At 47.3% G+C, this 13,705-nt stretch carries 13 protein-coding genes; all 13 read left to right on the forward strand.

The window, feature by feature from the left end:
* Positions 1–101: 101 nt before the first annotated feature.
* The 13 genes from gmk (at position 102) to HMPREF3093_RS02625 (ending at position 13,592) form a co-directional block, all read left to right on the forward strand.
* Positions 102–737, forward strand: a complete 636-nt coding sequence (gene gmk, locus HMPREF3093_RS02565; RefSeq protein ID WP_023390785.1) for a guanylate kinase — start codon at positions 102–104, stop codon at positions 735–737.
* Between the two features lie 2 nt (positions 738–739).
* Entirely contained in the window at positions 740–937 is a 198-nt protein-coding gene (gene rpoZ / locus HMPREF3093_RS02570; RefSeq protein ID WP_023390784.1) for a DNA-directed RNA polymerase subunit omega, read from the forward strand.
* Between the two features lie 96 nt (positions 938–1,033).
* Positions 1,034–3,439 carry a primosomal protein N' gene (priA, locus tag HMPREF3093_RS02575; protein WP_070755462.1) on the forward strand — a complete coding sequence of 802 codons (2,406 nt, stop codon included), beginning with the start codon at positions 1,034–1,036 and terminating at the stop codon, positions 3,437–3,439.
* Between the two features lie 15 nt (positions 3,440–3,454).
* A complete protein-coding gene (fmt, locus tag HMPREF3093_RS02580; RefSeq protein ID WP_070755463.1) occupies positions 3,455–4,450 on the forward strand; it encodes a methionyl-tRNA formyltransferase in 996 nt (331 codons plus the stop codon).
* Positions 4,440–5,813 (forward strand): 16S rRNA (cytosine(967)-C(5))-methyltransferase RsmB, encoded by a 1,374-nt coding sequence (gene rsmB, locus HMPREF3093_RS02585; protein WP_070755464.1) that lies wholly within the window; start codon positions 4,440–4,442, stop codon positions 5,811–5,813. Before fmt ends, rsmB begins: the two co-directional genes overlap by 11 nt.
* 43 nt (positions 5,814–5,856) lie before the next feature.
* Positions 5,857–6,624: a Stp1/IreP family PP2C-type Ser/Thr phosphatase gene (locus HMPREF3093_RS02590; RefSeq protein ID WP_070755465.1), complete on the forward strand. Its 768-nt coding sequence runs from the start codon at positions 5,857–5,859 to the stop codon at positions 6,622–6,624.
* Positions 6,615–8,594, forward strand: a complete 1,980-nt coding sequence (pknB, locus tag HMPREF3093_RS02595) for a Stk1 family PASTA domain-containing Ser/Thr kinase (RefSeq protein WP_070755466.1) — start codon at positions 6,615–6,617, stop codon at positions 8,592–8,594. The genes HMPREF3093_RS02590 and pknB overlap by 10 nt, the downstream gene beginning before the upstream one ends.
* Positions 8,595–8,696: 102 nt before the next feature.
* The gene (rsgA, locus tag HMPREF3093_RS02600) at positions 8,697–9,689 is read left to right on the forward strand and encodes a ribosome small subunit-dependent GTPase A (protein WP_257244480.1); all 993 of its coding nucleotides are present in this window, start codon (positions 8,697–8,699) and stop codon (positions 9,687–9,689) included.
* A gap of 12 nt (positions 9,690–9,701) precedes the next feature.
* A complete protein-coding gene (gene rpe, locus HMPREF3093_RS02605; RefSeq protein ID WP_070755467.1) occupies positions 9,702–10,349 on the forward strand; it encodes a ribulose-phosphate 3-epimerase in 648 nt (215 codons plus the stop codon).
* A 28-nt stretch (positions 10,350–10,377) separates the two neighbouring features.
* Positions 10,378–11,052, forward strand: coding sequence for a thiamine diphosphokinase (locus HMPREF3093_RS02610; protein WP_070755468.1), 675 nt, complete (start codon positions 10,378–10,380; stop codon positions 11,050–11,052).
* Between the two features lie 113 nt (positions 11,053–11,165).
* Positions 11,166–11,354, forward strand: a complete 189-nt coding sequence (gene rpmB, locus HMPREF3093_RS02615; protein ID WP_023390775.1) for a 50S ribosomal protein L28 — start codon at positions 11,166–11,168, stop codon at positions 11,352–11,354.
* Between the two features lie 174 nt (positions 11,355–11,528).
* On the forward strand, positions 11,529–11,885 hold the full coding sequence (locus tag HMPREF3093_RS02620) for an Asp23/Gls24 family envelope stress response protein (RefSeq protein WP_070755469.1): 357 nt from the start codon (positions 11,529–11,531) through the stop codon (positions 11,883–11,885).
* A 33-nt stretch (positions 11,886–11,918) separates the two neighbouring features.
* Positions 11,919–13,592 (forward strand): DAK2 domain-containing protein, encoded by a 1,674-nt coding sequence (locus tag HMPREF3093_RS02625; RefSeq protein WP_070755470.1) that lies wholly within the window; start codon positions 11,919–11,921, stop codon positions 13,590–13,592.
* The last annotated feature ends 113 nt before the right edge of the window (positions 13,593–13,705 follow it).

A 13,705-nucleotide genomic window follows, 5' to 3' on the forward strand; every position in this document is an offset into this window, starting at 1 on the left:
AAGTCCTTAAAAATAGGGCTTGAAACTTTTCTAATGGGGCCTTTTGTGGTAGAATAAAACTATTGATTTACTGCAAGTAATGGAAGGTATGGAGGTTCGAAATGTCAGCAAGTCGTGGGTTACTCATTGTCTTATCTGGCCCGTCCGGAGTAGGGAAAGGGACGGTGCGGGCAGCAGTCTTTGCCAATAATCAGTTTCAGTATGTATACTCAGTGTCAGCCACTACACGCGCTCAGCGCCCAGGGGAAGTTGATGGCAAGGATTATTATTTTGTAAGTCGCGAAGAGTTCGAGACCATGATCCAAAATGAGGACCTACTAGAATATGCTGAATATGTGGGTAACTATTACGGTACCCCTATTCAAAAAATTGAAGAAAACCTAGCGGCTGGTCACGATGTCTTCTTGGAAATTGAAGTTCAAGGTGCCATGAAGGTTAAGGAGCGTATGCCAGAAGGAATCTTCATCTTCTTAGCACCACCTAACTTGGAAGAGTTAGAATCCCGGATTACAGGTCGAGGCACAGATGCCGCGCATGTCATCCAAGAGCGAATGGCGACAGCCAAGGAAGAAATCGAATTGATGCAGCATTATGACTATGTCGTAGTTAACGACCAAGTCCAACATGCAGTCGACAAGATTAATGCCATTATTCAATCAGAACATCTCAAGGTCGAACGTGTAGTGGATCAAATCCGACACGACATGGAAACTTATTACGAAAAGGAGCGGATTTAGCCATGATGTTATACCCATCAATTGATAAATTATTAGAGAAAGTACCTTCCAAATACAGCTTGATTATTTTAGCTAGCAAACGATCACACGATTTGCAAGTCTACCAGAACCCACAACTAGACAAGTATGAGTCAGTTAAGGCCGTAGGTAAGTCACTCGAAGAAGTCATTGACGGCAAATTATATATCAAAGAAGACTAGTCAAGAAACTACTATGAGGACGTGTGTATGCAGTTCATATCATAGTAGTTTTTTCTACAAATTCCCCTGAATTTATTCGGAGAAAGGAGCCTGCCCATGTTTGTCAAGGTGATTGTCGATATCCCGGCCGCCCAAGTCAATCGACCCTTTGATTACCAAGTCCCTGAGGCCTATCAGGATAGTCTACAACTCGGTATGCGGGTACAAGTTCCTTTCGGCAATCGCCAATTGCTTGGCTTTGTGGTGGGCATTCACCATACCAGTGACTTCAAGGGGACACTCAAGCCCATTACAGCAGTCCTAGACTATGAATCCTTTATTAACGAGGAGCTACTAGACTTGAGTGAGCATTTGGCCCAGACCTTACATGCCTTCCGCATTAATGTCTTGCAAGCCATGTTGCCTGCCATGCTCAAAGTCAAATATCAGAATATCTTTTTAATTCATCAACCCCAAGCTCTCAGTGAGTATCAGGTACCAAGTGACTGGCTCAATCAGAGCCAACTTGACAAGGACCAGGTAGAGACGCAGTTAAGTCGCAAGCAAATCAAGCAACTATTAGACCAGGGCGTACTGGAGTTAGTCTATCAGGTCCAAGACCAGACCACCTCTAAGACCCAGACCATGATTGAGTTGGCTATGCCGGCTGAGTCAATCAAGCAAATTATCCAAGACTTACCCGCTAGAAGCCAAAAAGTAGCCCAACTCCTGACCTATCTCTTAGCATCAGGTCAGCCTCAGTTGGAGCAACAAGCGCTCTTGGCAGCCAGCCAAGTCAGTGCCAGTAGCCTTAAGACTGCCCTCAAACATGGCTATATCAAGTCCCAAAAGGTCAGCGTCTATCGGGATCCTTTGGCTCATCTGGAGGTTGAGCAGAGTCATAGTCGGACCTTGACGGTGGCTCAGGAGGCGGTCTATGAGCAGATTGCCCAGGCACTAGAAGAACATCAGGACCAGACCTTCCTGCTAGAAGGCGTCACCGGTAGTGGCAAGACCGAAGTCTATCTGCAACTGATGGCCAAGGCCAGCCAAATGGGGCGGGGCGCCATTCTACTAGTTCCTGAAATTGCCTTAACCCCGCAAATGGTACGTCAGGTTAAGAGTCGTTTTCAAACTGGGGTAGCGGTCTTGCACTCAGGCTTGACAAACTCTCAGAAATACGATGAGTGGCGCCGCATTATTCGGGGCCAAGCCACCATTGTGGTAGGGGCCCGGTCTTCCATTTTTGCGCCTATTCGTGATCTAGGTCTAGTCATCATTGACGAAGAACATGAGACGACCTACAAGCAATCGGATACGCCACGCTATCATGCCAGAGAAGTGGCCATCTGGCGCTGTCACTATCACCAGGCACCGCTGCTTCTGGGGTCGGCGACCCCTTCACTTGAGTCTCGCTCGCGCGCTCAGGTAGGTCGTTACCAACATCTGCGTCTGCCTGAACGTGTGAACGGACGGCCTTTGCCGCCAGTTACCCTGGTGGATATGACCAAGGAAATGGTCCAACAAACCACGGACGAATTATCTTCTGTCCTCAAGGACAAGATTGCTGACCGGCTAGCCAAAGGGCAACAGATTGTACTCTTACTCAATCGGCGAGGCTATGCCTCTTATATGCTCTGTCGGGAATGTGGTCAAGTCATTCAATGCCCGCGTTGCGATATTTCCTTAACCTATCATAAACATGAGCATCGGCTCAAATGCCATTACTGTGACTACCAAAGCCCAGTACCTGACCACTGTCCTAACTGCCATAGTGACTATCTCAGAACTTTTGGCTTGGGAACTCAGAAGATTGAGGAATTACTCAATCAGCATTTTCCTGACGCGCGTGTAATCCGTATGGATATGGATACGACGCGCAAGAAGGGCCAACACGAAGCCCTTTTGGATAGCTTCCGTCGCCATGAAGCGGATATTCTCCTAGGAACTCAAATGATTGCCAAGGGTCTGGACTTTGAGAACGTGACCCTAGTCGGCGTAATCAATGCCGATACGGCCCTCAATCTGCCAGATTTCCGAGCAGGGGAGAAGACCTTCCAACTCTTGACCCAAGTAGCTGGTCGAACAGGCCGGGGACGTTTCGAGGGTGAGGTCCTGATTCAAACCTATAATCCAGACCACTATGTTATGCAATTGGCCCAGCAACATGATTATGAGTCCTTTTTCTACTATGAGATGAAGCGACGCCATCTAGGCCATTATCCGCCTTATTTCTATACCACTTTAATTACCATTTCTAGCAAATACCAGGCCAAGGCCCAAGCTATGAGCCACCAAGTTAAGCAAGCCCTCTTGGCAAGTGGGGCAGCCATTGAGATTCTAGGCCCCAGCCAGGGCGCTATTGCTCGGATTAATGAACGCTATTATTTCCAACTCTTACTCAAGTACAAGGATGGTCAAGTCATCAAGGAAAGCCTCGGGACAATCTTGGATCAATCTCAGCTTGAAGCTAAGCAGGGGATTTATATCACCATTGACCACGAGCCACTCTTTTTCAACTAGTGAGGTGTATCGAACATGAAAAAAATTATCTTTATGGGAACGCCGCAGTTTGCGGCAGAAATTCTCCAAGGCTTACTCGAGCATGCCTCCTACCAGGTCATTGCGGTAGTGACCCAGCCTGACCGTCCGGTCGGACGCAAGCGGGTCTTGACCCAGTCACCCGTTAAACAATTGGCCTTGGCCCATGATATTCCCCTCTACCAACCTGAACGCATTAGTCGTTCTGAGGAATTAGAAGAACTGATTAATTTAGATGCCGACATTATTGTGACGGCAGCTTATGGCCAGTTCATTCCCACCCGTCTTATTAATTCGACGCCCCATACGGCTATTAATGTCCATGCTTCGCTACTACCTAAGTATCGAGGCGCTGCGCCTATTCATTACGCTATCTGGAAGGGCGATCATGAGACCGGTATTTCTATTATTTACATGACCAAGGAAATGGATGCAGGGGATATTCTAGCCCAACGTTCCTGTGTCATCGAATCAGATGAAACCGTGGGTGCCCTCTTTGGTAAGTTAGCTATTATCGGGCGGGAACTGCTCCTCGATACTCTCTTCAAACTTTTTGCCAATGAGATTACAGCGGTGGAGCAAGATGTCAGCCAAGTGGTCTTTTCACCTTCAATTACCAAGGAACAAGAACAGCTTAACTGGTATGAGTCTGCTCACCAAGTGGACTGTCATGTTCGGGCCTTCAATCCTTTCCCTTCGACTTATACAGTCTTAGGAGACTTGCGGATTAAGGTTTGGGCAGGAGCGCCAATGGATTATGAGCCAAGCCCAGAAGATCTAGCCGCAGAGCCAGGGACCATTCTGGCCTATAAACGTAAACACCTGATTGTTAAGTGTGGTCATCATTCCTATTATGGCATCCGTGAGTGGCAGGAGTCTGGCAAGAAGCGCCTAAGCCTAGAAGATTATTTCAAGGGCAATGACTTAGCTCAATTAGCGGGCCAAGTTTTCGCTTCAGTACAAGTAGAAGATGAGGCAACTCATGAAAGTTAAGTCATTAGCCGCTAAGCGGCTCAAGCATAATGTTCGCTTTCAGGCTTTACAGCTACTGGTAGAGATTGACTGGCATGACCAGTATTCCAATGTCCTTCTCAATCGGGCGCTGAGCCAGACAGAGCTCAAGCCAGTCGACCAAGGGCTTTTAGTCAACTTAGTCTATGGCAGCATTCAGCATCGTTTGACCCTGGACTTCTACTTGGAACCTTTCATCAAAGGCAAGAAGTTAGAGTCATGGATTCGTACGCTCTTAAGAATGACCGTCTATCAGATGCTTTACCTGGAGCGAATCCCGGATCATGCAGCCATTAACGAAGCGGTTAACATTGCCAAGCTCAATGGCCATGCAGGTCTAGCCGGCCTAGTCAACGGCGTCTTGCGCAATTTCCGTCGTCAGGAACTGCGCTCCTTGGATACAGTGACAGACCCTGTTGAAGCCCTCAGCATTCAATACAGTATCGCCCCTTGGATTGTGTCCCTCTTACAAGAACAGTATGATCAGGCAAGCTTGACTGAGTTACTGGCTAGTCTCAATCAACGGCCACGTCTAACCGCCAGAATTCAAGCCCATCCCAATGAACGCGACCAAATCCTGGCCCAGCTCAGGGCAGCCGGCTATCAGGTTGAGGCCGGCAACCTATCACCTTATGCTATTGAAAGCCTAGATGGTCGTATTCTGGAGTCACCTGCCTTTCAAGCGGGGCGCTTGACTATTCAGGATGAATCTTCTATGTTGGTAGCGCCAATCGGCCGGCCAGTGGTAGGCCAACGACTCTTGGATGCCTGTAGTGCCCCTGGAGGCAAGGCGACGCATATGGCCTTTCTACTGCAAAACGGTCACTTGGATGCCCTAGATATTTCTCAAGCCAAGCTAGACTTGGTGGCGGGACACATGGAACGCCTAGGCTTAAGCCAACAAGAGGGCTTGAACATTTCGCTTCATGCTACAAATGCCTTAGACTTTATGCCCCCAAGCGGGACACTCTATGATATAATCTATTTGGATGCACCATGTTCAGGTCTCGGCCTCATGCGTCGCAAACCTGAAATTAAATACACTAAGCAAGCAAGCGATATTGAAGCACTTAGCAAGCTTCAGAGTCAGCTCTTAGACCATGTTGCCAGTCTGCTCAAACCAGGCGGAACCTTAGTCTATTCAACTTGTACCTTAGCACAAGCTGAAAACCAAGCCCAGGTCAAGGCCTTCTTGGCAAGACAGGCTGACTTCCAACTCAGTTCGATAGGGCCAGAAGAAGTTCAAGGAGCGTCAGTTCTGACTGCAGATGGCATGATTGAAGTCTTGCCACAAGACTACTTGACCGATGGCTTCTTCATTGCACGTATGACTAAGTCAGCCTAGCTTGCACTAAAAATCAACATATGAAGGAAACAGAGGTGACTACATGAAACTTGCACTATGTTCCAATATCGGTAAACGTCGAACAACCAACCAGGATTATGCGGATTATTTTCTTAATGATTTTGGCCAACTCCTGCTCATCCTCTGTGACGGGGTAGGGGGCCATTTGGGTGGCGACGTGGCCAGTCAACGTACTACCCAATATATTGGGCAGTATTTCCAAGATTTGAACCAGGCCTTAGCACCTGACCAGGTGTCAGCGTGGATTGAAGGAACTTTAAAGCTAGTCAACCAACAAATTTATCAAGAAGCCCAAGCTGATAAGAACTTGAACGGCATGGGGACTACCATTGTCTTGGCCTTGATTGTCGATGGCACCATCTATTTAGGCCATGTAGGGGATAGTCGCGCTTATATCTACAAGGAAGGTAAGCTCCAGCAATATACGGAGGATCATTCCTTGGTTAATGAATTGATTCGGGCCGGGGAAATTACCTTGGAAGAATCTTATTTGCATCCCCATCGCAATGCTGTCACCCAATCCATTGGTTTGACTCATCCACTTGAGGTAGCCATTCAGACCGTGCCCAGCCAGGAGGCTGAGATGCTGCTCCTTTGCTCAGACGGGTTGACTAATATGGTGACGCCTGAGGCCTTAGAAGAGCTCTTCCGGTCCTCACGCCAGGAGGCTAATTTTGCCCAACAATTAATTACAGCAGCTAACGAAGCCGGAGGCATGGATAACATTTCCGTTATCATTGCTTCAGACTTAAGCACAGAAAACTTAGAGGAGGTATCTGAATGGAAATAGGCGATAAATTATCAGGCAGATACCTGCTGACAGACTTTATCGGTCAGGGTGGGATGGCCAATGTTTTCCTAGCCCAAGACTTAATCTTAGAAAGACAAGTAGCCGTTAAAGTCCTGCGTTTTGACTTCCAAGACAACCAGGATGCCATCCGTCGCTTCCAACGTGAAGCGATGTCGGCTAGCCAATTGCTGCACCGCAACATTGTCGAAATCTATGATGTCGAGGAGAAAGAAGACCAGCAATACATCGTCATGGAGTATGTGGATGGGACAGATCTTAAGACTTATATTCGCCAAAATGCACCCCTATCTTTAGAACTAGTGGTACTCATTATGAGTCAGATCCTGTCGGCTATTGAAGTGGCTCATAAGAACCAAATTATTCACCGGGATATTAAGCCTCAGAATATTTTGATTACCAAGACGGGCGCTATTAAGATTACCGACTTTGGGATTGCCATTGCCCTGTCGGATACTTCTATTACTCAGACTAATACGCTCTTGGGTTCGGTTCATTACCTATCGCCTGAGCAAGCGCGTGGTAGTAATGCGACTGTTAAGTCGGATATCTACGCCCTAGGGGTCGTCCTCTATGAATTGATTACTGGCTCTGTGCCATTTGATGGTGAATCGGCTGTTTCGGTGGCCCTCAAGCACTTCCAGGAAGAATTCCCACGTATCCGTGACAAGATGGACTATGTGCCGCAAAGCTTGGAAAACGTAGTCCTCAAGGCTACTGCTAAGGACCCAGCCAACCGTTACGATTCTGTTCACAGCATGTTAGCGGACCTATCGACGGCACTCAATGCGAGTCGTATGAATGAGCCGGTCTTTGTTCCGAATGCTAGTGGTCAAGCGCGAGTTCAAATGAAACCTATTAAGCCAGTCAAAACACCGGTTGCGGCTCCAATTGAAGCGCCAGAACCCATCGATTATGATGCCTATCAACGCATTGATGATGTGGCACCTTTGGATAAGCCGCGACGTAAACGGCGGATTGCGGCCTGGTTCTTGGCCATCATCAGTCTCTTAGTCATTTGCGGTGGCGTCTATATCGCCTATACGCGCTTGACCGAGTATACTTCTGTACCAGAAGTAGCCAAGCTCAGCAAGGATGAGGCGGTACAGAAAATTCAAGCAGCCAATCTGCAAGTGGGAGCCATTAAGCAGACTTGGAGTGACAGTATTCCTCAAGGTCAGGTGATTAAATCAACACCAGGCTCAGGTGCTCGGATTCGTAAGGCTTCAGCGGTCGATTTAGAAATCAGTAACGGGAAAGAACAGGTTGAAATTGGCAACTATGTCGGTCAAGACTATGAATCGGTTCGCTCCCAACTGACAGCAGCCAACTTTATTGTAGAGCGCCGTGACTTCGCTTCGACGCCTGAGAATAATGGGAAGATTTTAGCACAAAGCGTGGAACCAGGTTCCAAGGTGGTGCCAAGCACTACTTCCCTAGTCTTTACCGTAGGGAAGGTGGCAGACTCCACCACTATGCAGGACTTCAATAACCTACCATTGGAAATGGTGCAAAACTTCGCGGAAGCCAACGGACTGACTGTAGACGTCAGCGAAGACTATGATAATGACATTCCAAAAGGGCGTGTTATCAGCCAAAGTCCTAAATATGGTGTGGCCTTAAGCCAAGGTGATACCATCAAGGTTACCGTTTCAAAAGGGCGCAAGGAAGAGAAGGTGCTGACAGCAGTTCAACGGGTAAATATCGAGTACGTGCCAAAATATGCTAGCACGGACGTCAATCAACGCAACCCATTGCCGAATAAGATTCAGGTCTTCATTGGCGATAGTCGCAACAATATTAATACGCTGGCCCAAGAATTTGAAATCTCTGAATCACGTAGCATCGAGATTCTGCTCTATATTATGGAAGGCGGCGTCGGTCAATACCGCGTCATGCGGGATGGCGAAGTCATTGCTGAAAGTAATGAAGTCTATCCAAATGATAATTAACCCTAAGAGGCTAGAAATTTCTAGCCTCTTTTTGATGGGAAAATATGAGTCCTGATTAGCCTAGGCTGTCCTGTCAGCCAGAACTGACAAGGCGCTTAAAATATGGTACCATTAAGTCAGTATCAAGCAGAGGGTGACAGTATGGCAGAAGACAAATTAATCATCAAAGAAGGTATTATTTCCCAATCTCTTAGCGGCTTTTATTCAGTACGGTCTGAGGGCCAAACCTATGTGACCAAGCCTAGGGGGAATTTTCGCCACCAACAGCTCAAGCCTTTGGTGGGAGACCATGTCACCTTTGAATGGGAGGAGGGCTTAGACCCCAAGGCCGACCAAGCCTTAGGTCGCTTGATTGAGGTCCTGCCTCGTCGTAATCAATTCGTTAGACCAAGTGTGGTCAATGTCGATGATGCGCTGGTGGTCATGTCCTTGGTGGAGCCGGACTTCTCCTATTCCCTAGTTGATCAATTTTTGGCTTCTGTGACCTCGCATGGCATTGAACCTCATCTAGTTCTGACCAAATACGACCTCCTGCTAGCACAAGAAGGGGAGGAACAGGCCCAAGATCGTGTCGCCCAGATCCAAGCCCTTTATGAGGCGGCTGGTTATACAGTAACTGTCATGGATCCTGCATCGAATGCGCTAGCTAATCTTAGTCAACTTTTGCACCAAGGTCTCTATGTGGTGATGGGCCAGTCTGGAGTCGGTAAGTCCACCTTGCTTAACCAACTCCTACCTCAAGCTGACATTGAAACCGGCGAAATTAGTCACTATCTGGGACGTGGGCGCCATACCACACGGGAAGTGACCCTCTATCCCTTGAATCAGGCTTTGATTGCTGACACGCCAGGCTTTTCGGCCCTAGATTTCGAGCAGATTGAGAAGGATCAAGTGACTCAACTCTTCCCAGAAATTCGAGAACTCAGCCAAGAATGTCGTTTCCGTTCCTGTCTCCATTTGGAAGAACCAGGCTGTGCGGTTAAGCAAGCATTAGAAGCGGGGCACTTGGCTGCCAGTCGCTATCAATCCTATTGTCAATTAATCCAAAAAATTGATCAGCGCAAACCTCAATACCATCTCAAAAAACGTCGTTAAGGAGGAAACTTTATGTATATTGCACCTTCCATGTTGAGTGCCGATTTTAATAAGCTAGCCCAATCCATCCGAATGGTTGAAGAGGCTGGGGCTGACTACCTACACATTGATATTATGGATGGGGACTTTGTACCCAACATTTCCTTTGGCCCTATGCTCTATCAAGGCTTGCGCGCTCAATCTAAGCTAGTCTTTGATGTTCACATGATGGTGACCAATCCCGAACGCTACGTGAACCAAGTGGTCAAAGCAGGCGCAGATGTGGTGACCGTTCATGTGGAGGCGACGCCTCATATTCATCGTGCCTTGCAGTTAATCAAGGCAGCAGGGGCAAAGGCGGGGGTTGTCATTAATCCAGGTACGTCAGTTTCGGCCATTGAAGCAGTCCTGGGTCAAGTTGACCAGGTCTTGGTCATGACGGTTAACCCAGGTTTTGGTGGCCAGGCATTTATCCCTGAGACCTTGGACAAAGTCCGCCAATTAGCTGATTTGCGTCAAAAACAAGGCTATAGTTATCTAATTGAAGTTGACGGTGGGGTGAATGACAAGACGGCTGCTGACTGTCTAGCGGCGGGCGCAGATATCCTAGTAGCAGGTTCTTACGTCTTCGGGCATTCAAATCCAGCCCAAGCGATTCAGACGCTCAAAGACTTAGCTTAGGCAGAATAGGAAGTAGGGGGCAGTCTAAGTGGCAACAGCATGTGTCATTGTCTGTGGGGGTGGACCTAATCCAGCCCTTGATCAGATTGAAAATTTAATTCAAGCCTATGACCAAGTCTATTTTGTAGGGGCTGATCGTGGAGCCTTAAGATTAGTCAGAGCAGGCTATGTGCTGGATATGGCCTTGGGCGACTTTGATTCGGTGTCGGAAGAAGAGCGCCAAGTTATTGAGGCACATAGTCAGGAATTTCAAGCCTTTCCTAGCGAGAAGGACGATACCGATGGCCATTTGGCTTTGGACATGGCCATGACCCGCTGGCCGGAGGCAGATTATGTGGCGCTTGGTTTTCTAGGTGAAAGGGGCGGGCGGCTGGACCATTTATTGGCCAATATTTGGCTGGCCCATCAGCCACGCTTCCAAGCAGGTTTGTCTCGTCTTACCTTGCTGGAGGCTCACCACAAGGTGCGTTTCTTAAAGCCTGGCCACCATGTCTTGGCCTACGAGCCCTGTCTCTATCTGTCTGTCATTAGCCTGACACCAGTTCAAGGTCTGACCATTCAAGGCGCCAAGTACACCTTGCCAGCAACGGATTATGCTAGTCCCCAATCTCTCATTAGCAATGAATACAAAGCCAGTCAGGAGCCTGTGGAAATAGCCTTTGAGTCGGGTCTGGTCATGATTTTCTGGGTCAATCAAGTGTAAAAACCGAAAAAATCCCCCTCAAAGACTTGTCAAATGAGGGAAAATATGATAAATTAGTTCAGTATGATAAAGCAGAGACATTAAGCTCCTGCAGCGAAAAGGAGGAAACAAGAATGGCTAAAGAATGTTATTTCACTGGGCGCAAAGCTCGTTCAGGTAACACTCGTTCAAAAGCGATGAACAAAACAAAACGTCGTTTCGGCGCTAACTTACAAAAAGTACGCATCTTAGTGGATGGCGAACCTAAGAAAGTTTGGGTTTCTGCTCGTGCTTTAAAATCAGGTAAAGTAGAACGCGTTTAATAGCGATGATCCCAGTCCCTTGGATTGGGGCTTTTTTTTGACTAAGACCTCCTCTGTCTAGACAAGTATAGAAGACAGGCCCCCAGTTTGGAATGGTCTTTATCTTAATGAGTGCACAATCAAGCATTTTATGCTAAAATAGATATGATATATTAGATGTGAGGAGGAAATCGCATGACAATCAAAATCCAAACGCCCAATGGACAAGTGTCCCTAACTCAAGATGTGATTTCAACAGTTGTCGGCACTGCCGTTACAGATAACTACGGTGTGGTCGGAATGGTAAGTAAGAACTTCTTCCGTGATAACTTAATTGAGATTCTAGGACAAGAGAATTACTCCAAAGGGGTTGTCATCACCCAACGTGGGGATGATGTTCTCGTGGATGTCTACATCTTAGTGTCTTACGGGACTAAAATCTCAGTTATCTGCCAAAACATTCAACAAGCCGTGAAATACAGTGTTGAACAATTGCTGGGCTTCGAAGTCAGCTATGTCAATGTTCACGTACAAGGCGTAAAAATTGATTAAGTCAACCGTATAAAACGGTAAGGAGGATAAAAATTGGAATTGAAACAATTAACGGCAAAAGAGTTTGTGCCTATGGTTGTAGCCGGAGCGGAACGCTTAACATCCAATGTCGAATTAATTAACTCACTCAACGTATTCCCTGTGCCAGATGGCGATACCGGGACTAACATGAACATGACCTTCGTTTCTGGGGCGGAAAACCTCAAATCCAGTCAAGCTAGTCACGTCGGTGAATTAGCGGGCGCCTTAGCCAAGGGACTTTTGATGGGGGCGCGTGGTAACTCTGGGGTTATCTTATCTCAGATTTTCCGTGGTTTCTCACAACGTATTAAGGAAGAAGAAGTCTTAGACGCTAAGCATTTTGCCCAAGCCTTCTTAGGTGGGGTAGAATCAGCCTATAAGGCAGTTATGAAACCTGTTGAAGGGACCATTTTGACGGTTGCGCGTGAATCTGCTTTACGCGGTGAGAAGGCTGCTGAGAAGACCGATAACATTGTTGAAGTCATGAAAGCCATTGTTGAAGGTGCTCAATTGGCCTTAGACAAGACACCTGAATTATTGCCAGTCTTGAAACAAGTTGGCGTAGTCGACTCTGGTGGTAAAGGCTTGCTCTGCGTCTATGAAGGTTTCTTGTCGTCCTTGACAGGAGAGACCGTAGTAGAAGTTAAGGCAGCTCCTGCAGCTCCTGGCCACTCTCACGCTATGTTCGAAGATGGCAATGAGCCACCAATGGCCTTAGAAGATATTACCTTTGGCTACTGTACAGAAATTATGGTTCGCATTGGCCAAGGCCCAACTGTCGAGAAGGCCTTTGACTATGAAACCTTCCGTAGCACCCTTAACACCAAAGGGGATTCTCTCTTGGTCGTAGCCGACGATGAAATCGTCAAGGTTCACATCCATACTGAAAACCCAGGCGAAATTATGCAATTGGGTCAAGAATTTGGGGAACTGATTAAAATCAAAGTCGACAACATGCGTGAACAAGTCCGTGGCTTAGAAGCGGAAGAACATGCTATGAAGGAAGCGCCAGCAGAGGCTGCTCCAAAAGTTCCTTATGCTATTATTGCAGTAGCAGCAGGTGAAGGTGTGGGCCAACTCTTTACTGACCTAGGGGTTGCCAAAGTCTTGGCCGGTGGTCAAACTATGAACCCTTCAACAGAAGATTTCGTCAAAGCCATTGAAGCAGTCAATGCTGAACAAATCATCCTCTTGCCTAACAACAAGAACATCATCATGGCGGCTGAACAAGCAGCCCAAGTAGCGGAAGTACCAACCGTTGTGGTGCCTACTACTACGATTCCTCAAGGGATTACGGCTATGATGGCCTTCGATGCTAGCTTAGATTTAGAAGCCAATGGGGCTCAAATGAATGAATCGCGTGATTTCGTCCAATCTGGTCAAATTACTTACTCCATTCGTGACACTGAGATTGATGGTGTGTCCATCAAGAAGGATGACTACCTGGGCTTAGTCAACAACAAGATTGTCTTGTCCTTGCCTGATTTGAAGGATGCCCTCCTGGCAACCTTAGAAGCCATGGTGGATGAAGATTCTGAGTTGGCAACTATTATTGTCGGGGAAGAAGGAACTACTGAATTAGCAGATGAGGTAGCAGAGCTCTTAACTGACAAATTCAATGACTTAGAAGTCGAAATTGTCCAAGGTGACCAACCAGTTTACCACTACATGATGTCAGTGGAATAATTAAAAGCGTTAAAAGACTAAGGCTCATGCCTTGGTCTTTTTCTTTGCCCGAGCGAGCTTGGACTCCAGCTTGAATAGTCGCTATCTGGCTATGAAAATGCTATAATAATGAG

This window comes from Abiotrophia sp. HMSC24B09 (assembly GCF_001815865.1).
In the GTDB taxonomy this organism is placed as follows: domain Bacteria; phylum Bacillota; class Bacilli; order Lactobacillales; family Aerococcaceae; genus Abiotrophia.